Genomic DNA, 25,756 nt, shown 5'->3' on the forward strand with positions numbered 1-25,756 from the left:
GGTAGCCAATGGCGTTATCTGGAACAAAGATATTGTTAAGTCAGATAAGAAGGTAGTCAATGGCGTTATCTGGAACAACGATATTGTTAAGTCAGATAAGAAGTTAGCCAATGGCGTCATCTGGAACAACGATATTTTGGTAAAATCAGGCGCCAAAGATACTCAAGGCGTTATTTGGCATAAAGTAACAGAAGTAACTCATGCGCAGACGGCTGAAGATGAGTCAGGTGTGAGTGATGCGAGTCCACAGGTTAAATTGATTAGAAGCTGGGCCACCGAAACTGCAACCAGTTCGGCTATCGAATCAAATGATGTAATAAAGTTGGATATATTAAGAAAATAAAGTTGGTTAAACGAATCAGTTAAAATTTCAAATAAGGCCTTATTATTAAATTTAGGCCTTTTTTATACCTGCTTATCAAAGTTATTTTGATTTTAAATAGATAAATGTTTTAGACTGCACCAAGGTTTTGATAAATGGACTAGTAGCAAGTATGTTTGCGTTAATAATTAATAAGATACTTAGTCCGAAGTACTTGTTTACATTATCGTTTCTCCTTTTTGGAGTGATGTTGGCGCAAAGTGGTGAAGCTAAGGTGTTCTATGATAAATTAAGCCGCGATGTTTCCTTCTCCCAGTTGAATGAACGCCACGTGCTCTCAGGTCCAGTTGTTAATGACATAGAACAGGATGAACAAGGATTTATTTGGATAGCCACACAAGACGGGCTAAATAGATACGATGGTCAAAAAGTCACTCCTTACTTACATGATCCAGAAAATAAAAATAGCCTGCCTGGTAGCTGGGTTGTCGATATTTTTTCCGACAGCGAAGGACGTTTATGGATGGCCGGTGAGAGTGGGATTAGTCTCTACATTCCTAGAATAGATGGCTTCTATAATTACACAGATCCAGTAAAACATGAGCTTATCCAAGGTCTTAAGTTTACGGTAATATCGCAAGTTGAAGAAAATAAGATTTGGTTTGGTACCAAAGAGGGCGGTATTGCCGTTTTTGACATTACTCTGTCAAAATTTGTTGCTCTAATTAATAAAAACTCTGGATTGCAGTCAAATAAAATCTTAGATATTGCTGTTGATGATGAGCAGAATGTTTTTATAGCAACTGAGGACGCTGGTTTATTGTATAGAGCATCAGGGGAAAATGTTTTTACGGCCTTCAACTCTAAATCTCATATCAAACTACCTACTAATAAAATCCGCTCGATTCTTATCGATAGGCAGAAGCGAATATGGCTTGGTTCAATGAATTCAGGTTTAATATTGTTCGATCTAATTAATGGAGTTCAACGACACTTTAAGTCAAGTAGTGACGATCTATCTAGTATTGGTTCCAACTCAATTACTGATATTTTTCAAGATAGTGATGGTTATATTTATATTGCTACTGAAAGCGGCGGTCTTTGTGAATGGGATGAAAATACAGGATCATTTATTCGATACAACACTGACTCAAATAATCCCAGTTTAGTTGATGATCGAGTTGTCAGTCTATTTCAAGATAAAGGTGGTGTTCTTTGGGTTGGTACCAGTCACGGTATAAGTAAATGGAACCGTTCAGTTAATAAATTTCAGCTTGTAAATAGCAAAACGCCATTAGGAAAAAACTTATCTAGCGATATTATTTCGTCATTTGCTGAGGCCCAAAATGGTGATATGTATGTTGGAACCTGGGGCGGCGGGATTAATGTTATTGACGTTGATAAGTCAACTATCTTACATATAAAAGCTAAACCCGGTGTTGAAGGGGCATTGCAAGATGATCGAATTACGACACTGCTAATCGACTCAAAACAGAATCTATGGGTTGGCACTCAACGCGATGGATTACACTTCAGAAAAAGCGGGAGTGATAAATTTAAGCAGTTCATGCATGATCCTGAAGATGATTCAACGCTAAGTTCTAATAGAATCAGTAAAATAATGGAAATTGGTAACGGAAACCTCGCTATTGGTACTTATGGCGGAGGTATTAATATTCTTACTAGTTCCGGCAGTATACAACGCTTTGAGCATGATGATAATGATAAAAAAAGCCTTTCAAACAATCGAATAACCCATATGGTAGAAGGTGAAAATAATACTATTTGGGTTGCAACACGTGGCGGCGGACTGAACCTGTTTGACCTAGCTACTAAAGAGTTTATGAGCATTCCCTTAAAAACTAATGAAATTTGGAGTATCGTGCTAACAGACGAAGACCTTTGGATTAGTACAACTGATAAAGGAGTTGGCAGAATTTCAAAAACAGATCTGAAAAATCAACAATTCGATTTTGAATACATCGGATTGAAGCAAGGATTAGCGTCAAACTTTGCATATGGATTACTCTCCGACGAGCGTGGTTATATATGGGTTAGCACGTCAAAAGGTATTAGTTTTATATCACCTGAAAATAATAAAGTCAGTAATTTTAACACTACTAATGGTTTACAAAGTAGAGACTTTAACAGTAGTGCATTTTTTAAAGGTCAAGGAGAGCGGATGTTTTTTGGCGGCTCGAATGGCTTCAATACTTTTATTTCGAATAATGTGCCCGTCAATTTGTATAAACCACCAATCGTATTGACAGAATATCGGCGATTAAATGAATCAATTCCTATTCATAGTGCTTTTAACAGTGAGGGTAATATAGAGCTCGATTATGATGAAGCTGACTTTGGCTTTAGCTTTGCGGCGCTCGATTATACCCGTCCTGACTACAACCTGTATCAGTATCGATTAAGTGGTGGTGAAAGTGATTGGATAGATTTGGATAATTCTAATCAGCTAGATTTCCCGAATTTAACAGATGGTTATTATGTTATTCAGGTGAGAGGAAGTAACAACGATGGTATCTGGTCTGAGAAGACTTTAGATATTCCTGTTGTCGTTAACCCGCCAGTGTATCGCTCTGGTTATGCTTATTTAATCTATTTTTGGATTGTTGTGTTCATCGCATATCGTCTATTTACGATGGCACAGCGAAAAAAGTTAAAACAAATTTCATACAGTTTACAACTTGAAAAAGAAGTGAGTTTAAGAACTTCAGAACTTGAACAAGCAAATAATCAACTTGCAGTTGCCGTAGAAGAAACGAGTAAAGCTAAAGATCTTGCAATTAAAGCGGCTCAAGCTAAATCAAATTTCTTGGCGATTGTTAGCCATGAAATTAGAACGCCAATGAATAGCATTATCGGTATGAGTGAATTACTTTTATCATCTCAGCTAAATGAAAATCAAAAGCGTTACGCGAATGCAGTTAGTCGGGCTGGTGAGAGTCTTCTGCAACTCATTAACGATATTCTCGATTTATCCAAAATAGAGGCGGATAAGATTGAACTCGAAAACCATGAGTTCGATTTTCACGCTTTAATAGAAGAATTACTTTTTTTGTTTTCCGTTAGAGCATCAGAGAAGCAATTAGAGCTAGGGTATAGTATCTCCAAAGATTGCCCAAGGTATATTCTGGGTGATGTTCATAGATTACGCCAAGTTGTGTCTAACTTACTGAATAATGCAATTAAGTTTACGTCCAAAGGAAGTATCAATTTAGAAGTTCATTTTGTGAACAAAGAGATTCTAATTTCTGTCACCGATACCGGTATTGGTATAGAAAAAGAGCATTTCGATAAGATTTTTAATGAATTTCAGCAAGCTGATTCAACCACAACCAGAAATTTTGGTGGTACTGGTTTGGGGTTATCAATTACGCGTAAAATAGTTGATCAAATGCTGGCAAAAATTAATGTTGACTCAACTTTGGGCGAGGGGACTACTTTCACTGTCCGTCTTCCAGTAACGTTACCAAAGAAGAACTATGTTGCTGTTTCTAAAGTGGATGATTTAAGTATGCGGCCTATTCTATTAGTTTGTACTAATGATACAGCTGCAAAAATGATGCAAAATACGTTCGAACGCCTACAAGTGGAAGCTTTGCAAACCACAATTGAGGCTTTGCGCCACGATGTTTCTCCAGCAGACAATGCGCTAGTGTTCATCGACCATCCTGATTTTTTGTTAAACCGTGCCTTTATTTCAACAACGCTCGAAAATACAGACTACTGTGTGCTTGTACGGACGACCGAAAAGGCTGGCTCCGTGAATGAATTTGGGTTGCGCCGTATTGAAAAACCAATTCGTTTAGATACTGTGCGTTCTGAAATCCTATATGCAAGTAATCTTGAAAATGACATAACAGAGACATCAGCTGAAGTAAGTCAGTTAACTGAAAATAATTCTCGTTTTAGTGCAAAAATACTCTTAGTGGAAGATGTTGTCGCCAATCAAGACGTTGCTGTCACTATGCTAGAAATGTTCGGTTGTGAAGTTGATATTGCAGGTAATGGTCAAGCTGCAGTCGATTTAAGCCAGAAAAGTCAATATGACCTGATTTTTATGGATTTGCATATGCCGGTAATGGACGGGCTAACTGCAACATGTATTATCCGTGAAAATGAAAAATCTACCGCACGGTCCATACCAACTCCTATTATTGCGTTAACCGCTGGTGTATTCGACGAAGAAAAAGGACTGTGCCTAGAAATAGGTATGAATGACTTTATGTTGAAGCCTTTTACGGCCTCTCAATTATTCAGTATGATTGCTCAACATATTCCAGAAAAACAACTAAAGATTAGTCCGTTAGACATACCATCAAGTTCTGCGCCTAATTTAAGTATAGAAGTTGATCGTTGGATTGATGCTGATGCGGTCGAAAGCATTCGCGAAATTGAAGCTCGAACGGGTAAAAAACTTTATTTACGTGTAGCCGATTCGTTTAACACGGTCATGATTGAACAAATGCCTGCGTTAGTTGAGGCTTGTAAGAGCGGCGATAGAACCTCAGCAATGGAATTAGCCCACGCAATGAAATCACTTTCTGGAAACGTGGGTACCATCGCATTTACTAAGCTATTGTTAGCTATTGAAATGGCCGCTAAAACTAACCAACCGATAGATGACGCCGAAAAGTTAGATGAACTTAAAGATGTTTTCGATAAGTCCCAGAAAAGCTTAAAAATATTAATTGAGAAGATGTATGACTGAACCCTCGCTTAATAGTGGCACGGATGCGACTGTATTGGTTTGTGATGATGATCCAACCTATTTGTTGCTGATGGAAGAAACGTTGAGCAGTGATAATCTCAACGTACTGACCGCTGCTAATGGTCTAGACGCATTGAAACTATATCTAAAGCATGAACCCAGTATTGTATTGCTCGATGTGCATATGCCAATGCTGAGTGGGTTTGAGGTTTGTGCTGAAATCAGAAAACATCCTAAAGGCAAAGATACACCAATCTTAATGGTAACTGGAGCTGACGATATATTGTCTATTGAGAGTGCTTATAAGCATGGTGCTACAGATTTCCTGCCTAAACCAATTAGATGGCCAATGGTTGCGCACCGAGTGCGTTACATGCTTAAAGGTAGCGAAACTTTTAACAGTCTAAAACAAAGCGAAGAAAAGATGCGTCGCCTGGCTTATTTTGATTCGTTAACAGGACTACCAAATAGACAAAGCCTCGATGAAAGCTTGGAAAAGGCAATTCGATGTGCTGTCAAAGAACAACAGAATCTTTGTATTATGTACATAGACTTAGATAACTTTAAGCGCATCAACGACACCTTAGGTCATGAGTTCGGTGATAAGCTGCTGAAGAAAATCAGTGAAAAGATTATTCAGTGTTTAAAAGGTAAGACCTGCATTCCAGAAGCTCTGCAAAGTGTTGCTGAAATTGAGGTATCTCGGTTAGGCGGCGACGAATTTATGATCTTGCTAAACAATACTACAAACGATGGTGACGTGAAGGTAGTTGCTCAATCATTGGTAGATTGTATTTCTGAATTGGTTTCAATTGATGATCACGAAGTCGCACTAACGCCGAGTATTGGTATTGCCATATACCCGCGAGATGGTGCTAATTTGACAGAACTCAAAAAGCACGCCGATGTTGCTATGTACTATGCAAAGACGATGGGCCGAAATGGTTATCGTTTCTACGCTGAATCGTTGAATAAAAACGCGATGAAGTTTTTGCAAATAGAAGGGTGCTTGCGCAATGCCTTAAACAATGATGAATTTTCGCTACATTATCAGCCTCAGGTTTGTCTAAAGAGCCACAAAATTATTAGCGTAGAAGCACTGTTGCGTTGGGAAAGTCCTGAGTTAGGCAATGTAACGCCCAGTGAGTTTATTCCGGTTGCTGAGGATTCTGGCATTATCAATGATTTAGGTGAGTGGGTAATGCGTAAATCCTGCGTTCAAGCTAAAAAATGGATGGACGCGGGTATGCAAAACTTTAGGGTGTCTGTAAATCTCTCTAGTATTCAGTTTAAGCGTGCCTCGTTACTGAATATGATAAAACGAGCGCTTGATGACAGTGGATTGCCTGCGTCATTATTAGAAGTTGAATTAACTGAAAGTGCAATAATGAATGATATCGACCAAAACATCACACGCTTAAATCAGATCCGTGATTTGGGCGTAGCTATAGCCCTTGATGACTTTGGTACAGGCTATTCATCACTCAGTTATCTAAAAAGATTTCCGATCAACACTCTTAAAATTGACCGCTCATTCATCATCACTATTGATACAGACCCGGAAGACGCTGCAATTGTAGAGGCAATTATTACACTAGCAAACACGCTGAAACTGACGGTTATTGCTGAAGGGGTAGAAACACATGGGCAGCTTAAAGCCTTAAATCGTTTTCATTGTGACATTATTCAAGGGTTTTATTTTAGTAAACCTGTGCCCGCTGAACAAATTACGAAGATCGTTCAACAACCGCTAAACAAAGACCTTTTTGCGCAAATATAAGCCCATTAATTCAGGCTGTATGATAGACCTGATTAATGGAGAATCGCCAAAGTGCGCTGCATTTGATTATAGATAATTAAGCTAACTTATCCTGAGTATTGGTTTTAAAGTCGGTTGAATCATGGCGCTCATGCAGTTGACCTGAAGGCTCACCCCAAGTGCGATTAACCATTTTGGCGCGCTTAACTTGCGGACGCGCATCAATAGCCTTGGTCCAGCGTTGCACGTTTTTATACTCTTCGACTTGCAAAAACTCACCCGCGTCATACAACTTACCGAGTGCTAAACCACCATACCAAGGCCAAATTGCCATATCAGCAATAGTGTACTCGCTGCCACTAATAAACTCGTTTTCAGCTAATTGGCGGTCTAACACGTCCATTTGACGCTTTACTTCCATTGCATATCGGTTAATAGGGTACTCATACTTTTCGGGAGCATAGGCGTAGAAGTGACCAAAACCGCCTCCAAGCATCGGTGTGCTGCCCATCTGCCAAAAAAGCCATGACATTGTTTCAGCTCGTTTAACCGGATCTTTTGATAAAAATGCATCGAATTTATCCGCTAAATATAACAGTATTGAGCCTGATTCAAATATGCGAGTGGGCGTTGTTGTGCTGTGATCGACTAGTGCCGGTATTTTAGAGTTTGGGTTAGCGCCGACGAAACCGCTGGTAAATTGATCACCCTCCATAATATTTACTAAATAAGCATCGTACTCTGCTTCTTTAAAACCTTTCACCAATAACTCTTCTAGCATCATGGTCACTTTGACACCATTAGGTGTTGCCAGCGAATACAGCTGCAGCGGATGCTTTCCAACAGGCAAATCTTGGTCTGATGTAGGTCCCGCAATAGGACGATTTATATTGGCAAATCGGCCTCCACTTTCTGAATCCCAAGTCCAAATTTTTGGGGGCGTATAAGTTGGATCTGCCATATTGCTTCCTTATTGTGCTAAAGATGTTTGCGTTTGTATCGACGCCTAGTGGGTACAAGATGTCATGAAATAGCAATAAAATATATGCTTATTAGAATTCAATATCGTCACAAAGATGCGAATAAAATAAAAACCATGGGTTTAATACGCATGGCTTATCGAATAGTCCTTCTCTTTGGTCAGATATAGTGACGCAGGTAGACTAAATCAAGTCACTCTGGGAGCGGGACCCGAACATTTCCTTCCATGAGAACTCTCGCGCTGCGACTCATAATAACGCGATCAACTTCCCATTGGCCTTGTTTATTTTGCGCTTTAGCACCTACTTTTAAAGTACCTGATGGGTGTCCGAATGTAACCGAATCACGCTCACCGCCGCCTGCAGCTAAGTTCACTAATGTACCTGGGATAGCAGCCGCTGTACCAATAGCAACCGCAGCCGTGCCCATCATGGCGTGGTGTAACTTACCCATAGACAACGCGCGAACGTTTAAATCAATGTCGTCGCAAGTGATTTTTTTGCCGCTTGATGAAACATAGTTCTGTGGTGCGGACACAAAAGCAATTTTAGGCGTGTGTTGTCGAGCAATAGCGTCCTCGATGTTAGCTATGAGTCCCATTTTAACCGCACCATAAGCTCGGATAGTTTCAAATTTAGCCAATGCGGCATCATCATTATTAATCGTATCTTGTAATTCAGCGCCGGTATAACCAAGTTCATCTGCATTCAAAAATAAGGTAGGAATACCGGCGTTGATCATAGTGACTTTAAATGAGCCTATGCCTGGCACATCTAATTGATCAACTAAGTTACCGGATGGAAACATATTACCTTCGCCATCAGCAGGATCGACGAACTCTATTTGTACTTCTGCGGCAGGAAAGGTGACCCCATCTAATTCAAAATTACCTGTTTCTTGAACTTCTCCATTCGTTATTGGCACATTTGCAATAATAGTTTTATTGATGTTGGCTTGCCAAATTCTAACCACGGCGATACCGTTCTCGGGAATACGAACTGCGTCTACTAGACCATTGCTAATCGCAAACGAGCCGACGGCAGCAGTCAGGTTCCCGCAATTTCCACTCCAATCGACAAATGGTTTGTCGATTGCGACTTGGCCGAAAAGATAATTAACATCGTGATCGGCTTTATCGCTTTTACTGAGCAATACCGTTTTACTGGTACTTGAAGTCGCCCCGCCCATACCGTCGGTATGTTTTCCGTATGGATCAGGACTGCCTATTACGCGCAAGAATAATTGGTCACGAAATTCACCTGCGACTTGGGCTTTTTCTGGCAAATCATCTATTTTGAAAAATACGCCTTTACTGGTGCCTCCGCGCATATAGGTGGCCGGCACTTTTATCTGTGGTGTAAAGTTCATAGTGCAGCTCCAAATTATACGGTAGCTTCAATAAAGTCTTGAGCAAAGCGCTGCAAAACACCGCCTGCTTCATAAATAGATACTTCTTCGGCAGTATCGAGGCGGCATTTCATAGGTATCTTGATTGATTCACCATTTTTACGGTTTATTACCAGTGTAAGCATAGATCCGGGGGTTGGTTTACCTTCAACGTCAAAGCTTTCAGTGCCATCGATAGACAAGGTTTTGCGTGTTGTACCGACTTCAAATTCAAGCGGTAATACACCCATACCAATCAAATTAGTTCGATGAATGCGCTCAAAACCTTCCGCTGCAATTACTTCAACACCTGCTAAGCGAACACCTTTAGCAGCCCAATCGCGCGAAGAACCTTGACCATAATCAGCACCCGCTACTATGATAAGAGGTTGTTTGCGCTGCATATAAGTTTCAATTGCTTCCCACATTCGAGTAACTGTGCCGTCGGGTTCAATCCTAGCAAATGAACCCTCTTGCATTTTACCGTCAACGATTGCCATTTCATTTTTTAATCTTGGATTGGCAAAAGTGGCACGTTGTGCTGTTAAATGGTCTCCGCGATGAGTTGCGTATGAGTTAAAGTCAACTTCGGGCAGGCCCATTTTATGTAAATATTCGCCCGCAGCACTGTCCATTTGGATCGCGTTGGATGGTGACAAGTGGTCCGTGGTTATATTGTCACCTAGCACCGCCAGTGCACGCATTCCTTGCATGCTTCGTAAACCTGCCAATGCACCTTCCCAATAGGGAGGGCGGCGAATGTAAGTACTTTGCGGACGCCATGCATATAGTGGGTCGTTGTCTTCACCATAATCGACACTTAAGTCGAACATTGGATTATAAACTTTGCGGAATTGCTCCGGTTTAACGCTTGATTTTACTACCGCATCAATCTCTTCGTCTGTTGGCCAAATATCCATCAATCGAATATCATTGCCTTGCGCATCTTTGCCTAACACATCTTTTTCGATGTCAAAGCGAATAGTGCCGGCAATAGCATAAGCAACAACAAGGGGCGGACTGGCTAAAAATGCTTGATCAGCATGTGGGTGAATACGCCCATCAAAATTACGATTGCCGGATAATACAGCGGTAGCATACAAATTACGTTGCTTAATCTCTTCTTCAATTTTAGGATCAAGGGCGCCACTCATGCCATTACATGAGGTACAAGCAAAGCCGACAATACCAAAGCCTAAGTTTTCAAGTTCAGGTAATAGCCCCGCTTCTTCTAAATATAATTGCACTGCTTTTGAGCCAGGGGCTAACGAACTTTTCACCCAGGACTTCCTCAGCAATCCTAACTTATTGGCGTTACGAGCAATTAGACCAGCCGCAATCATATTGCGCGGGTTACTGGTGTTTGTGCAACTGGTAATAGCGGCGATAATCACGGCCCCATCTGGCATTTTACCCTCTTCATTTTCAACCACGCCGCTGATGCCTTTTGCAGCTAGATCAGCAGTAGCTACGCGACTATGTGGGTTTGAAGGGCCTGCAATATTACGACCAACGGATGACAAATCAAAACTCAATACTCGCTCATATTCAGCAGTGACTAAAGCGTCTGCCCACAACCCGGTGTGTTTGGCATAATGTTCAACTAGTTTAACCTGGTCATCTTCACGGCCAGTCAGCGTTAGATAGTCAATAGTCTGTCTATCGATATAGAACATGGCCGCGGTTGCACCGTATTCTGGCGTCATATTTGAAATGGTGGCGCGGTCACCTAACGTAAGGTGTTTGGTGCCTTCACCGTAAAACTCTAAGTAGGAAGAAACCACTTTTTGAGCACGCAAGTATTCAGTTAGCGCCAGAACAATATCGGTTGCCGTTATGCCTGATTGCGGCTTACCGGTTAATTCAACACCGATGATATCGGGCAAACGCATGTATGAAGCCCTGCCCAGCATAACGCTCTCAGCTTCCAAACCACCAACGCCGACCGCTATAACGCCTAGTGCATCGACCATTGGTGTATGGCTGTCAGTTCCAACTAGAGTGTCAGGGAAAGCCACGCCATCTCTTGCTTGAATTACGGGTGACATGCGTTCCAAGTTGATTTGATGCAGAATGCCGTTACCTTGGGGAATAACGTCGACATTTTTAAATGCCGTTTTTGTCCAATTGATAAAATGAAAACGGTCTTCGTTACGACGGTCTTCAATCGCTCTGTTTTTGGCAAATGCGTCCTTGTCGAAGCCACCGTGTTCTACTGCTAAGGAATGGTCAACAACCAATTGAGTGGGTACCACAGGATTAACTTTAGCAGGGTCGCCGCCTTTTGCTGCAATTGCATCTCTTAAACCGGCTAAGTCTACCAGCGCCGTTTGACCAAGAATGTCATGACACACGACTCTTGCAGGAAACCAGGGAAAGTCTAAATCACGTTTACGCTCTATAATTTGCTTGAGGCAGTCAATTAAGATTGCCGGATCGCACTTTCTAACCAGGTTTTCAGCTAATACTCGTGACGTATAAGGCAAGGTTTCATATGCACCTGCTTTAATGTTATTTACGGCTTCTCTGGTATCGAAGTAGTCTAGCTGACTATTTGGTAAGGGCTTTCTGTAATCGTAGTTCATGACAAATCCTATAGTTCTGTAGGTTATCAGTTGTTAATGATGACACTTTGTATGACCGTTTTTACGCCGAAGGGCCAAAATAAAAAGCAACAAAAACAACACAATTCCTAACATAAAGGCGCTATTTGAAGCGCCTTTTGCATTATTAGCAGGTGCAATAAGTAGGTGCGGTGAATAAGTGCAATAACTATCTGTTTTCGATAGCCACAACCGGACGTAATTCTTCACCTGTGTAGTCAGCTGACGGACGAATAATACGGTTATCAGCTCGTTGCTCCATAACGTGGCCAGCCCAGCCTGTTAGCCGAGACATCACAAATATAGGGGTGAATAATTTAGTCGGTATTTTCATGAAGTTGTAAGCTGACGCATGAAAGAAATCAGCATTACAAAACAAGCCTTTCTCACGCTTCATGACTTCTTCACAGCGAACAGATGCTGAATACAAAACAGAATCACCAACATCTGCTGCTAGCTTTTCAGACCAACCTTTAATAATGTCATTACGTGGGTCTGATTCAGAATAAATAGCATGCCCAAAGCCCATTATTTTTTCTTTACGCTCCAGTTTACCCATCATTTCTTTTTCTGCATGATCAGCCGAGGTAAAGCCTTCAATCATTTCCATTGCCGCTTCATTTGCACCACCATGCAATGGTCCCCTAAGGGTACCTATTGCACCTGTTACGCACGAATGCAAATCAGAAAGAGTAGATGCACAGACGCGAGCAGCAAAGGTTGATGCATTAAATTCATGTTCAGCATAAAGAATTAATGATACGTGCATTACTTGTTCATGCAGTTCTTTTGGTTTTTCTCCATGCAACATATGTAAGAAATGTGCACCAATTGAATCGTCATCAGTTTCAACATTAATACGAAGACCGTCATGCGAAAAACGATACCAATAACAAATAATACTTGGGAAGCAGGCTAACATTCGATCTGTAACTTGATCTTGTTGAGAAAAGTCAGCTTCTATTTCGAGGTTACCTAGCATTGAACAGCCCGTTCGCAGCACGTCCATTGGATGTGCATTAGCAGGAATACGCTCCAATACTTCTTTGAGAGCAGATGGCAGTGAACGCAGTCCTTTTAGTTTTGTTTTATAGGCGTTAAGCTCTTTTTGCGTTGGTAAATTACCCTTGAGGATTAGGTAAGCAACTTCCTCAAATTGGCATTTTGCAGCTAGGTCTTTTACATCGTAACCCCGATAAGTCAGGCCAGAGCCTGATTGACCTACTGTTGATAAAGCTGTTTTCCCAGCCACTTGGCCGCGTAATCCAGCGCCACTTAATACTTTTGCCATTGGTCTTCTCCGTAAATTTTGTCGGTCTAAATTATAGGTTCTTATTATCTGCAAACAAAGCGTCTAGCTTTTGTTCGTAATCGTGATAGCCAAGATAATCGTACAAATCCATGCGCGTTTGCATTGAGTCGACGACGGCTTTTTGATCACCGTTCACCAAAATCGACTCATATACCATTTCTGCAGCTTTGTTCATTGCTCTAAAAGCACTGAGAGGGTAGAGCACCATAGCGGCTCCCCATTCTCCAAGTTGTTCTTTGTTCCACAACTCAGTTTGACCAAATTCAGTAATGTTTGCCAAAATAGGTACGTCCAAGGCGTCTGCGAATGCGCGATAATGAGCTTCAGTTTTTACCGCCTCAGCGAAAATACCGTCAGCACCAGCTGCAGCATAAGCTTTTGCTCTTGCAATAGCGGCGTCTACACCCTCTTGGGCAAATGAATCTGTGCGAGCCATAATGAAAAAATCGGGGTCAATTCGAGCATCGACAGCCGCCTTGATTCTGTCGACCATTTCTTCAGTCGTTACGATAGCTTTGTTTGGTCGATGTCCACAACGCTTTTGCGCAACTTGATCTTCCATATGAACTGCTGCAGCACCCGCTTTTTCCATATCACGAACAGTTTTGGCAATATTAAAAGCGCCACCCCAGCCGGTATCAATATCAACTAGTAAAGGTAAATCGCAAGCTGACGTAATGCGGTTAACATCAACTAAAACATCATTGAGAGAGGTCATCCCTAAATCAGGTAATCCATAGGATGCATTAGCTACGCCTCCACCAGAAAGATAAATAGCCTGATGACCAATTTTTTTCGCCATCATTGCTGAATAAGCGTTGATCGTACCAACGATTTGGAGGGGGTTATTGTCAGTTAGTGCCTGACGAAATTTTTTACCTGCGCTCATAATTTACCTCGTTTCTTTTTAGTGGGAGTAAAGTTAAAAAACCACAAATCGGTTTATCGCAACCTAGCCTCAATATTTTGTTTTGAATAGAGAATGTGCCTGCGCATTAGCATTTCAGCGAGTTCTTCATCGCGGTTACTTATGGCTTGTACTATATTCTTATGTTCCTCAAATGCGGTGCTAACGCGCGGGCCAGCCATACCTAATTGCACACGATACATGCGAATTAGATGGTAAAGACCGTTAACTAACATCGAAATAAGATGATCATTTTTACTACCAACAATAATACGATAGTGAAAATCGACATCTCCTGCTTCTTGATAGTATGTTTGGTTGCCTTTCACTTCCTGAAAGTGAGAGTTTAGTAACAACTTCAAGTCTTCAATTTCGGCATCGGTCATATTCTTTGCGGCTAATCTTGCGGCCATGCCCTCGAGTGACTCTCTGACTTGATAAAGTTGAATAAGACCTTCGAGTGTTAATGCTACAACTCGGGCACCTATGTTTGGTTTACGCTCTACCAGGTGGCAATTTTCTAAGCGATTAATGGCTTCACGGACTACTGCGCGACTTACGCCATATTTTGTTGATAATTCCATTTCACTTAGTTTACTACCCGCTTTAACTTCACCCTCGACAATATCACTCCTTAGTTGGAAAAAGGTCTTGTCGGCTCCGGTGATAGCTTGCTCGGTAAATGCGATCATTAAATTTATCTAAGCGAATGGATTGTCGACAATATAGTTATTATTCAGTATAAAGTCAAATTAAAAACCCCATTTTGTCGACAATATGACTAAGGTCTTACTTTTTTAATCATTAAGTACAGGACCGCTAGGGCAAAAAAAGCACCTACTTTTGCAAGGAGGTGCTTTTATTTTCTTAACGTGTACTACATCAAATTAACGAGTCGCTGTAGTCGTTACTTTGGCAGAAACTTTAATTTCAATACGACGGTTCACTTTATGCGCTTGTGCCGTGTTAGCAGTATCTTTTAATTGCGTTTCACCATAACCCATTGCAGTTAAACGAGATGCATCAATACCGTATTTGGCAACAAACATATCTTTAACTGAATCAGCACGTTTTTGTGAAAGGAATTGGTTATATTCAGCAGTGCCGACAGAAGAACTATGACCTTCAACAATAGCCGTTGTGGTGCCATAACGCTTCATGAAATCAACAAATTCAACAATGTTATTAGCGTCAGAGTTTTCGATTTGGCTACTGTTATTAGCGAATAAAACGTCAAGTGCAACAGACACTTCTTTTTCTAATAACACGCTACAACCATCAGCATCTACTTTGTCAGTCATTGGAGTATCAAGGCATTTGTCCTTGCTATCCAATACGCCGTCGCTGTCTTTATCTAAGTCAACCGAACAACCTTTCGCATTAACTTTAGTCCCTGCTGGTGTGTTTGGACACTGGTCAACAGTATTTAACACGCCGTCATTGTCCATATCAACGCTGCAACCTGTTGGATCAACTTGCGTTCCAGCTGGCGAGTTGGGACAACGGTCTACAGCATCATAAACGCCATCGTTATCGGTATCCTTGCGCACGGGAACAGTACTAGTTTGACCGAATATATACGCTAAACCCAATTTTGCGCTGTATTCATTGTAGCCTTGACCTAAATCACGGTATCCCGCAACTTCTGTAATTACGCGTACGCTGTCACTAACTTCCCAATGTTTACCAACACCGTAGCTAATCATGCGATAGCTATCTGCAATAGATTGGTCGCGTAAACCACCAAAAACATAGGCTATGTCGTCACCCAAAAAGTACATTGCATCAGCACCTAACATGACGCCGTCATCACCAAAACCGGGACGGTTAAGACCTTGCATATCTAGGAAAATACGAGAAAGCTCAAAACGGATACCCCATTTAGGATCGAAACGGAAACCTAATTCACCTCCTAATGCTTTACCGTCGTCTAAATAACCCAAAGGCTCAGGTTTATCTGAATCTGGACTGTAATATTGTGCGAAACCGCCGACCCAGCTTTCATAGGGTGGGGCATCTTGGGCAAGTGTGTTGGTAGATATAGTTGCTAGTGCAACTGTTGCGAAAAGCAAAGAGCGTTTCATGACTGAATTCCTTTTATCCAAATTAGTATAGTTAATGTAACCCTAGAATTATCGTCTAGATTAAAAGCAATATCCAACTAAACCTGCATTTTTAATGGGGTTTCAAGCAATATCTATTAGCGAAATCAGATTTTGTAATATAGTGAGTTATATTCAGCGGTAAAAGTGAAGATAATCCTTGTGCAGTTGCGCCTAAACCGGAGCTAACAGGAAATCTATTAGCTCAGCTTTCATCGTTATTGGCATTTTTGGCAAACGCCATGGGCTTCTATAGTTTGGCGGAGGATCACAAACGCATTTTGTTCTGCCTGCGCTTCGAGGGTTTCCTTTACGCCAGCCGACTGAATTTCCTGTACGTCGCCGCAAGTGTCGCAAATCAAAAATTGCACAGGATGGCTGCTATCAAAATGATGACAAGCCATAAACGCATTTGTTGATTCAACTTTATGCACGAGACCTAAATCAAGGAAAAAGTCTAACGCTCTATACACGGTTGGTGGCTTGGCGTTATTTTCGGTTTTACGTAACTCATCTAATAAATCGTAGGCACCTATAGCGCTATGTTGATTTATCAGGATTTCATAAACGCGTTCGCGAAGAGGTGTGAGACGAGCACCTTTGTCTTTGCAGTAGGACTTTGCTTTCACCAAAAGTGATTGGTTTTGTTTGGATAACACCAAAGTAATTTTCCTGTTTACAAACATTTAAATAATGCAGTTTATACGACCAATAGTATAACACCGGAGTTTACTTCGACAACAGTAAAGGCGATACTTTTATACATAATTATAGCAACAATTAATACTATTTCTATCTATCGACATTACTTGCTCAGGATACAGTTACTTTTGCATAAATATCAATATTAATATAGCGTTGGACTCTCAGATACAATCCGCTTTGTGAGAGAACAGGCATTTAATAAGGTTAGTCATGACAGCAACAACGAAAACTAAACGTTATTTTATTTTTTCGAATGACAGATTATTAGTGCCAGCAGAAGCCGATTTGAGGGCGGGGGTTGAATTATTATCTGACCTTGCACAAGAGATTTTTTCTGAATATACGGATCAAACCGTTTATATACATGCAAATGAGCATGTTGAACATCACCTTGTTGATATGCAAAAGGAAAAAGTCGAACACGATTCTGTGCGTTCAATTAGTTTGCGTGAAGTTGTTATGTTGATGCCAAAAGAGGACTTCCAGCACGTTGCTCAAGCTTGGCAATATGCTGTGTTTTTGCGAACGCACCAGTTTTGTGGTCGTTGTGGTTCGCGAATGGATCGCGTGTCTTGGGAGATGGCAATGCATTGTCACTCTTGCCAGCATCGAAGTTATCCGCGCGTTTCTCCGTGTATTATTGTTGCGATACGTCGTGAAAATAAAATTTTACTAGCACAAGGTGAACGCCAAAAAGAATCAGGTTTTTTTTCTATCTTAGCGGGTTTTGTAGAAAGTGGTGAAACACTGGAACAAGCGGTGCATAGGGAAGTATTTGAAGAAGTTGGTATAAAGGTAAAAAAATTAGAGTACTTTAGTAGTCAACCTTGGCCATTCCCGCATTCTCTTATGGTTGGTTATTTAGCTGAATACGACAATGGTGATATTGTTGTTGATGGTAAAGAAATCATACAAGCTGATTGGTTTGATATTGATAATTTACCCGTAGTGCCACCAAAATTTTCCATTGCTGGACGATTAATTGAGGAAACGCAAAAAATAATGGCAAAAAATTCGGTACAATAGGTGTAAAGTCATCTCGAACTAGATAAATTGAGTGAGTCACAGCACAATTAGTGACTTATTAAAAATCATTTGTATATTAACGAGTCAGTTTCAAATTTCACAATGAGTAAAGCATGACCCCATTAAAAAACGATAGATATTTACGTGCTCTTTTAAAACAACCTGTTGATGTAACGCCAGTATGGATGATGCGTCAAGCGGGGCGTTATTTACCAGAATACAAAGCGATACGCGCAGAAGCCGGAAATTTTATGGCGTTGTGTACCAATCCTGAATTAGCCTGTGAAGTGACATTGCAACCCCTTCGTCGCTTTCCTTTGGACGCCGCTATTTTGTTTTCTGACATCCTGACCATTCCGGATGCTATGGGTTTAGGCCTATATTTCGAAGAAGGTGAAGGTCCAAAGTTTAAGTCACCCATCGTCGATAAAGCGGGCGTAGACAAATTACCTATTCCTGACCCTGAACTGGAACTCAAATATGTGATGGATGCAGTGCGTACCATTCGCAAGAATCTGAAAGGCGAAGTGCCTCTTATTGGTTTTTCTGGTAGTCCATGGACATTAGCTACTTATATGGTGGAAGGCGGTTCAAGCAAAGCCTTCACTAAAATTAAAAAGATGGCATTTGCAGAACCGGCCATGCTGCACGCACTATTAGATAAGCTCGCCGACTCAGTGATTTTATATTTGAATGCGCAAATTGCAGCAGGTGTGCAATCGGTTATGATATTTGACACCTGGGGCGGTGTGTTGAGTCCTCGCGACTATAAACTTTTTTCTTTGCAATACATGGAAAAAATTGTTGCTGGATTAACCCGCGAATACGACGGCCAAAAAGTACCGGTTACATTATTTACTAAAAATGGTGGTATGTGGTTAGAGTCGATTGCTGCAACTGGCTGCGATGCCATTGGTCTGGATTGGACTATAGATATTGCGGATGCAAAAGCACGCGTTGGCGATAGAGTGGCACTGCAGGGCAATATGGACCCATCCATTTTATATGCACCACCCGAGCGTATTGAACAAGAAGTCCAAGATATACTTGCCGGTTTTGGGGAAGGTGAAGGTCATGTATTTAACCTAGGTCATGGTATTCACTTAGACGTGCCACCTGAAAATGCAGGTGTGTTTGTTGACGCTGTTCACAAATACAGTGCGCAATATCACAAATAAGTCATTTTTATTATGGCAGCTTCTGTCTATTATTAATGATGCGCAAAAACAACAAAAGCTGACTTGGCAATAACAAGTTGGCTTTTTTATTTGTGCTTAGGCATTCCTTTCTCTACGCTTCTGGCCAAACGTTGAGTTTTACGATTTACGGTGTTCTTACCCAGACTGGTGTCGCTTGCGCTGCCGTCTTCTTCCTTATTTCGGGTAACGTTTGTATCAACTTGTTGGACATCAGATTGCATTACCTCAGCCAATGCCCATTGAATATGCTCTTGCACCATCGCATCGGGGAAATCCAGCGCGTTTTCCAGTGCGCTTTTGATTTCTTCCGTTTCTTGCGGTGTTTTGGCTATTTGGTTGCCTAATCCTACGGCAATATTTCGTTTCCATTTACGATAACCAATGCGTCTAATAGCCGAACCCTCTGTGTTCTTTAAGAATTCGTTTTCTGTCCATTTGAATAAATCAAGCAATGAGCGGTTGTGCATATGTTGCCTTGCAAAGAAGTCTTTCTCTTCGGTTACTTTTGCATATTTATTCCAGGGACAGACAAGCTGACAATCATCACAACCATAAACTCTGTTGCCTATCGCTTTGCGATAAATGATGGGTATTTCGCCATCATTCTCTATGGTCAAATAAGAAATACATTTGCGTGCGTCTACAACATAAGGGGCTACAATTGCTTGCGTCGGACAAATTGAAATACAAGCCGTGCATTTACCACAGTTCTCTTCAACAGGTTGGTCAACAGGCAACGGTAAATTTATGAATAGTTCGCCCAAGAAGAAATACGAACCGGCCTCTTTGTTAATTGTAAGTGAGTGTTTACCTGTCCACCCAAGGCCAGCTTTTTCTGCAATGGCATGCTCAAGCACGGGGGCTGAATCTACAAAAGGACGAAATGAAAAATCTTGGGTATATTCCTGAATTTGTTCAGCCAGCTTTTGCAATTTTTTGCGAATGACTTTGTGATAGTCTCTACCTAAAGCGTAGCGGCTAATATAGGCAGTAGATGACGACTTTAAATTACTCGCGAAGGAGGCGTCTGGAGGTAAATAATCCATACGGACGCTGATAATACGCAAAGTGCCTGGGACTAATTCGTTGGGTGATAACCGTTTTTCTACATTGCGTTCAAGGAAGCTCATGCTGCCTTGATAATCATTCTCAAGCCAGTTTTTTAATGCTTTTTCGTGCTGACTTAGATCAACATCACTGATACCAATTTGCTGAAAACCTAGCGACTTACCCCAAGTCTTGATATTGTCTGTGAGCTGGCTCAAATCTATTGAATTAATAACTGACATTTTCTACGGACACACTCGAATGTTGCATAAAAATACAGCTCCAAGTCTAACACAGAAACTCTATCGTGCTGATCAAGTTAAGCATTTTGAATTAGAAGCAGCCGCTAAATTGGGTGTGTCGAAGTTTGAACTAATGCAGCGGGCGGGGAAGGCCGTATTTGAACTTTGCGTTTCATTAATGCCAAATACACAAACCTATTTAATATTGGTGGGTGTTGGTAATAATGCAGGTGACGGTTATGTCACTGCATTAAATGCAGTCAATGCAGGAAAAACGGTTATTTTATGTGCTGTTGACCCAGAACGAGAAGTCATTGGTGATGTTGCTCGAGCTCAAAAAGCTTGGTTAGATAACGGAGGTAGAATTGAAGCCTTTACCCCTGAATTACTCGTCCGTTGCGACTTAATTGTTGATGCATTATTAGGCATTGGTATTGCTGGTATTATTCGCAATGAGTTTGCTGATGTGATTGACGCGATAAACGACTCAGCAGTGCCTGTTATTAGCGTTGATTTACCCAGCGGTTTGGACGCAGATACCGGCGAATCGCTTGGTCGCTGTATACAAGCGGACATTACTATTACATTTGTCGGTATCAAGCTAGGTTTAACGACTGGGGCAGGCAAGCAATCTTGTGGGCAACTTGTATTTGAAGATCTAGGCATTGGTAAAGCGTTTGCCGAAATAGCACGAAGTGATGCGAGTGCACTCGATATTGCTCATTTTAAAGGACTTGCTCCAAGATCGGTGCACAGCCATAAAGGGTCCTACGGTCGTTTATTATGTGTCGGCGGTAATTCAGGTATGGCTGGGGCGATCAGATTAAGTGCTGAAGCAGCATTGCGCAGCGGCACAGGCTTAGTAAAAGTGTATGCCCATGAAAGCTCTAAAGTACAAATTAGTGCAGGACGGCCGGAAATTATGGTGACCTCTACTAATTTAGAGGATGCATTAGCATGGGCAACTTGTATTGTTATTGGTCCTGGTCTGGGCCAAGATAATTGGAGTCGCGCAACCTACGAGACAGTTTTGCATTATTGTCAAAATAATCCCAAACCCATGGTAATTGATGCCGACGCCCTGAATATTATGGCAAGCACTGCATCATTCGTTAGCATCGACGATTATGTAATGACACCGCACAGCGGCGAAGCTGCTAGGCTGTTGAACGTGACTGTTGAAGAAGTAGAAAATAATCGATTTGTTTTTGCTCGCCAAGTTGCGGAACGATATCATGCAACATGTGTCCTAAAAGGCGCGGGTACCATTATTGATGATGAAAAAAGCGCTTGGGTTTGTAGACACGGTAATCCAGGTATGGCAACGGCGGGTATGGGAGACGTCCTTACTGGTATTATTGGGTCATTGATGGCGCAAGGAGTAAGTACTCCTCTGGCGTGCCAATATGGCGTTTCCCTGCATGCAAAAGCCGGTGATATAGTAGCCAAAAAGCAAGGCCAAAGAGGCATGCTTGCAAGTGATTTATTTGATACAGTGCGCATGTTAATTAACGAGTAATATAGAGTAATAAAGAGTGTACGGGGACCATGGTAAAGAACGAATTTGTAGCTCATTCTGAAGACAATACAAAAAGCATTGCGATACAATTAGCAAATGTACTCATACAACAAGGTCTAGGCGGTTTAACGTTCTATCTCAATGGTGATTTAGGCGCTGGTAAAACAACATTTACACGCCATTTGATACAAGCCTTGGGGCATAATGGAAATGTGAAAAGCCCGACTTATACATTGGTTGAACCATATGAGATAGAGGACATAAAGTTATTTCATTTTGATTTGTACCGCTTAGCTGATGCAGAAGAACTGGAATTTATGGGCATCAGAGACTATTTTAATGACAACAGTATGTGTCTTATTGAATGGGCTGAAAAGGGGTGGGGTTTGCTTGCGAAGTCTGATGTAGAGATTAACATTATGATTGACAACATTCATGATGACAATCGATTGCTTGAGTTTGTAGCAACATCTGATGCCGGTGAACGTTTATTGTCTGCGTTAGAACGATAACTAGTCTGGATAAATAAAATTTGTAGAGTAGTGGACGTTAATATGTCATCCACTAACACACTGAAATAGTGGGTCAGCAGGGTCATTTTGTATCATTTGATACTGTGTTAATCTTAACTCGTGATTGTCGGAAGAATAAAAATAAAAAATACAATGAACAAGAATGTAGTTGCATATAAGGTAGTGAGTTCGATATTAGCGCTTTTCGTTAGTCTGACTGCGTATGCCCAAGCACAATCTAATATTACTGATATTAGGATATCGCCAAGCAATGACAATACCCGCATTGTTGTTGATATATCGCAGCAAACTAGTTTTTCCTATTTTAACCTAAAGTCACCTAGGAGACTGGTGGTTGACCTCAAAGATACTGATCGAAAATTCAATTTCAGCAAAGTAGAGAATAGCAGTGACTTGATCAAAAAAATACGCTATTCAACACCTAAACTAGCCTCTGATATGCGCATGGTTATTGAATTAAACAAAGACATAAACGCACAATTATTTTCGTTAGAACCCAATGCCGATTTTGGCTACCGCATTGTGATTGATTTAAAGGACCCTAATCCGGCACCGGTAGTTACTAGCACTGCTGCACCTAAACGCGACAAAGATATCATTATTGTTATTGACGCGGGGCACGGAGGTGTCGATCCTGGTTCGATTGGTCCTAAAGGAACCTACGAAAAAAACATTACATTAAGTATAAGTAAAATGCTTGAAAAACGTATTAACGAAGAACCTGGTTTACGCGCCGTCATGACGCGCCACGGTGACTATTATATTAGTCCTAACGACCGTCCTGATTTTGCAACCAAAGAAAATGCGGACTTACTGGTCTCGATTCATGCCGATGCGTTTACAACGCCGCAACCAAGAGGAGGTTCTGTTTGGGTGCTGTCTAAAGGTCGAGCGGACAGTGAATTAGGTCGTTTGTTAGAAAGAACAGAAAGAAACTCCGAATTACTAGGTTCAGCGGCTGATGTGATTGGTGATAGGGATACAGAGCGTTATTTTGCAGAAACTATTTTTAATATGTCCATGGATTTGTCGCGGGCGTCAAGCTACGACATTAGCAACAAAGTGATTAAAGAAATGAGGAAAGTGACGAGGATGCACAAAAAGGTGCCTCAAAGCGCCAGTTTAGCGGTATTGACGGCACCAGAAACACCCTCTATTTTAGTTGAGGTTGGATTTATTTCTAACCCTCAAGAAGAAAAAAACTTGAATTGGCGGGCATATCGTCAACAATTAGCTGATTCACTATTTAAATCGATTCAATTATTTTTTAGAAATGCACCGCCCGAAGGCACTTTATGGGCGCAAGAGCGCGACAGTCAGCCAAGAAAGCACAGAGTAAAAAGCGGTGAGTCACTTTCACTCTTGGCGCAACGCTACAATGTCGATTTACACAGCTTGAGAGAAGTAAATAATATAAAAGGTGATTTAGTAAGGATCGGGCAGACACTGACTATTCCTGAAAACTAACTAAACAAAAATAACCGAAAATGATGACCTAAATAAGCGAAGATACTAGCATTGACTATCAAAATACTCCCCGCTCGACTTGCTAACCAAATTGCCGCTGGCGAAGTGGTTGAACGCCCTGCATCAGTGGTTAAAGAACTCGTCGAAAATAGCATCGATGCGGGAGCTACCGATATATTGGTTGAAATTGATAAAGGCGGCCATAAGCGGATGCTGATCCGTGATAATGGTAACGGTATTCCAAAAGATGAGTTGAGCTTAGCATTAAGTCGTCATGCGACGAGTAAAATTCAAGATATTGATGATTTAGAGTCTATTACGAGTTTAGGTTTTCGTGGTGAAGCGTTGGCCAGCATCAGTTCCGTGAGCCGTTTAACGTTAACTTCAAAAACTGATGACCAAGCAGAGGCATGGCAGGCTCATTGTGAAGGTCGAGAAATGGAAATTCAGTTAAACCCGGCCGCGCATCCAAAAGGCGCATCGGTTGAAGTGCTCGATCTTTTCTTTAATACACCAGCTAGGCGAAAATTTTTACGTGCCGAAAAAACAGAATTTCAGCATGTTGAAGAAGTTTTTAAGCGAATGGCACTCAGTCATTTTGAAGTTGGCTTCACTCTCAAGCATAATGGTCGGGTTGTACATCGCTTTCCTGCTGTATTGCCAGAGCTTAAAAATAAAAGAATAGCAGCAGTGTGTGGTCAGGCATTTTTGCAAAGTAGTATTGTTGTGCACGGTGAATATGAAAACGTGTCGGTTATGGGATGGTGTAATGCAGTTGGTCAGGGGCGTGGCACTAACGATTTGCAATATAGTTTTGTGAATGGCCGAATGATGAAGGACCGTGTTATTTCACACGCTATTCGACAAGCATTTGAAGGCATGATTGATTCGCAAACCTATCCTGCATTTGTTTTGTTTATTACCATGCCGCCCGCAGAATTGGATATCAATGTGCATCCAGCTAAGCATGAAGTGCGGTTTCATCAGAGTCGCCAAGTGCACGATCTTATTTATAAAAGCGTTTCAGATGCATTGTTAATGAGTGCTTCTACAGATGCTTTTGAGTTTGATGAAAACGAACAGTCTGACTCCACTAGCACTAATATTACCTCATTATACGAAATACCAAAACACGCGTATCAGCAGCCATCAGGCAATTCTTCTGGCCATAATTCAGGTGAAAACAAGCACGGAACTCAATCAGGCTATACACCACAAGCAAGAGGTTTCGAGAGTCAAGGTAGTAACAGAAAAAGCCATCACGGCGTCGGGGCGGTTAATAAAAGTGCAGCCCATCAATATCAGAACCTAATGAGTCCAAGTACCGAACCTTATCGAAACTCTTTAAATAGTGATAGTCATGATAAATCTGGCTTCTCATTTCTGTTAACTGAATCAAAGCAACTTGTTTTCGTGCACAATGAGAAAGTTTGCTTTTTGCCCGCCTACCAAGTTCCGAGCTATGTCTTATATAAACAAACTCTGGCTTCAGATGTACAACAACCACTATTGATGCCAGTATCCGTGAAACAAAATATAGCTGGATCTCAATTAACGCCAGATAAGCAAGATCAGCAAGATATTTTGCAAAACAGATTGAACATGCTAAAGGAGCTTGGCTTCGACATTCAATTGCATGGCGCTAAGTGGATTTTGAAACAAGTACCAGCTTGCTTACGGCAGCTTCCATGGGTGTCGATTTTACCTAAGCTGCTAGATACAGAACTACCGCTCCTTAATACTAAAACGATGTTGCAATACATTTGTTTTTGTTGGGCTCAATCGTATGAATTTAGTGTTGCTGAATTACACACATGGTTTCATGAAATGTCGCAAACCGAGCAAATCCAGTTGATTGCGACGTCGGCTACGACGGTTGATATACCCATAGTCACTTTTTCAATTGATAAAAATTAAATG

Annotated in this window: 18 protein-coding genes; 9 read left to right on the top strand and 9 right to left on the bottom strand. The window is 41.3% G+C overall.

Features of this window, described 5'->3' with window-relative positions:
* From G399_RS22210 to G399_RS0119005, 3 genes are all read left to right on the top strand, one after another.
* A partial coding sequence (locus G399_RS22210; protein ID WP_034897807.1) for a hypothetical protein occupies positions 1-343 on the top strand: 343 nt, incomplete at its 5' end.
* Between the two features lie 151 nt (positions 344-494).
* A complete protein-coding gene (locus G399_RS0119000) occupies positions 495-5,048 on the top strand; it encodes a two-component regulator propeller domain-containing protein (RefSeq protein ID WP_148277481.1) in 4,554 nt (1,517 codons plus the stop codon).
* The gene (locus tag G399_RS0119005) at positions 5,041-6,828 is read left to right on the top strand and encodes a two-component system response regulator (protein ID WP_006014705.1); all 1,788 of its coding nucleotides are present in this window, start codon (positions 5,041-5,043) and stop codon (positions 6,826-6,828) included. The genes G399_RS0119000 and G399_RS0119005 overlap by 8 nt, the downstream gene beginning before the upstream one ends.
* A gap of 76 nt (positions 6,829-6,904) precedes the next feature.
* Here the strand turns inward: G399_RS0119005 and yghU are convergent, their stop codons facing one another.
* From yghU to G399_RS0119045, 8 genes are all read right to left on the bottom strand, one after another.
* The gene (gene yghU / locus G399_RS0119010) at positions 6,905-7,768 is read right to left on the bottom strand and encodes a glutathione-dependent disulfide-bond oxidoreductase (protein WP_006014707.1); all 864 of its coding nucleotides are present in this window, start codon (positions 7,766-7,768) and stop codon (positions 6,905-6,907) included.
* A gap of 212 nt (positions 7,769-7,980) precedes the next feature.
* Positions 7,981-9,156, bottom strand: a complete 1,176-nt coding sequence (gene prpF, locus G399_RS0119015; protein WP_006014711.1) for a 2-methylaconitate cis-trans isomerase PrpF — start codon at positions 9,154-9,156, stop codon at positions 7,981-7,983.
* Positions 9,157-9,170: 14 nt separating this feature from the next.
* Positions 9,171-11,759, bottom strand: a complete 2,589-nt coding sequence (gene acnD / locus G399_RS0119020; RefSeq protein WP_006014714.1) for a Fe/S-dependent 2-methylisocitrate dehydratase AcnD — start codon at positions 11,757-11,759, stop codon at positions 9,171-9,173.
* A gap of 187 nt (positions 11,760-11,946) precedes the next feature.
* On the bottom strand, positions 11,947-13,068 hold the full coding sequence (gene prpC, locus G399_RS0119025; RefSeq protein ID WP_006014720.1) for a bifunctional 2-methylcitrate synthase/citrate synthase: 1,122 nt from the start codon (positions 13,066-13,068) through the stop codon (positions 11,947-11,949).
* Between the two features lie 31 nt (positions 13,069-13,099).
* Entirely contained in the window at positions 13,100-13,978 is an 879-nt protein-coding gene (gene prpB / locus G399_RS0119030; RefSeq protein ID WP_006014724.1) for a methylisocitrate lyase, read from the bottom strand.
* A gap of 53 nt (positions 13,979-14,031) precedes the next feature.
* On the bottom strand, positions 14,032-14,688 hold the full coding sequence (locus G399_RS0119035) for a GntR family transcriptional regulator (RefSeq protein ID WP_006014735.1): 657 nt from the start codon (positions 14,686-14,688) through the stop codon (positions 14,032-14,034).
* Positions 14,689-14,883: 195 nt separating this feature from the next.
* A complete protein-coding gene (locus G399_RS0119040; protein ID WP_006014738.1) occupies positions 14,884-16,080 on the bottom strand; it encodes an OmpA family protein in 1,197 nt (398 codons plus the stop codon).
* A gap of 236 nt (positions 16,081-16,316) precedes the next feature.
* Positions 16,317-16,784 carry a transcriptional repressor gene (locus tag G399_RS0119045; RefSeq protein ID WP_051288656.1) on the bottom strand — a complete coding sequence of 156 codons (468 nt, stop codon included), beginning with the start codon at positions 16,782-16,784 and terminating at the stop codon, positions 16,317-16,319.
* Positions 16,785-17,013: 229 nt separating this feature from the next.
* On the opposite strand from G399_RS0119045, the gene nudC reads away from it, so the two are divergent.
* The gene (nudC, locus tag G399_RS0119050) at positions 17,014-17,829 is read left to right on the top strand and encodes an NAD(+) diphosphatase (protein WP_006014743.1); all 816 of its coding nucleotides are present in this window, start codon (positions 17,014-17,016) and stop codon (positions 17,827-17,829) included.
* Positions 17,830-17,942: 113 nt separating this feature from the next.
* Positions 17,943-19,007, top strand: a complete 1,065-nt coding sequence (gene hemE, locus G399_RS0119055; RefSeq protein WP_006014746.1) for a uroporphyrinogen decarboxylase — start codon at positions 17,943-17,945, stop codon at positions 19,005-19,007.
* An 86-nt stretch (positions 19,008-19,093) separates the two neighbouring features.
* Here the strand turns inward: hemE and queG are convergent, their stop codons facing one another.
* Positions 19,094-20,317 carry a tRNA epoxyqueuosine(34) reductase QueG gene (gene queG / locus G399_RS0119060; RefSeq protein ID WP_006014751.1) on the bottom strand — a complete coding sequence of 408 codons (1,224 nt, stop codon included), beginning with the start codon at positions 20,315-20,317 and terminating at the stop codon, positions 19,094-19,096.
* A gap of 19 nt (positions 20,318-20,336) precedes the next feature.
* Here queG and G399_RS0119065 point away from each other — a divergent pair, with 19 nt between their 5' ends.
* The 4 genes from G399_RS0119065 (at position 20,337) to mutL (ending at position 25,753) form a co-directional block, all read left to right on the top strand.
* On the top strand, positions 20,337-21,836 hold the full coding sequence (locus tag G399_RS0119065; RefSeq protein WP_006014753.1) for a bifunctional ADP-dependent NAD(P)H-hydrate dehydratase/NAD(P)H-hydrate epimerase: 1,500 nt from the start codon (positions 20,337-20,339) through the stop codon (positions 21,834-21,836).
* A 29-nt stretch (positions 21,837-21,865) separates the two neighbouring features.
* Entirely contained in the window at positions 21,866-22,348 is a 483-nt protein-coding gene (tsaE, locus tag G399_RS0119070; RefSeq protein ID WP_006014756.1) for a tRNA (adenosine(37)-N6)-threonylcarbamoyltransferase complex ATPase subunit type 1 TsaE, read from the top strand.
* Between the two features lie 153 nt (positions 22,349-22,501).
* On the top strand, positions 22,502-23,836 hold the full coding sequence (locus G399_RS0119075; protein WP_006014758.1) for an N-acetylmuramoyl-L-alanine amidase: 1,335 nt from the start codon (positions 22,502-22,504) through the stop codon (positions 23,834-23,836).
* A gap of 51 nt (positions 23,837-23,887) precedes the next feature.
* Positions 23,888-25,753, top strand: a complete 1,866-nt coding sequence (gene mutL / locus G399_RS0119080; RefSeq protein WP_006014760.1) for a DNA mismatch repair endonuclease MutL — start codon at positions 23,888-23,890, stop codon at positions 25,751-25,753.
* Positions 25,754-25,756: the final 3 nt, after the last annotated feature.

The sequence above is a fragment of the Brumicola pallidula DSM 14239 = ACAM 615 genome, assembly GCF_000428905.1.
In the GTDB taxonomy this organism is placed as follows: Bacteria; Pseudomonadota; Gammaproteobacteria; order Enterobacterales; family Alteromonadaceae; genus Glaciecola; species Glaciecola pallidula.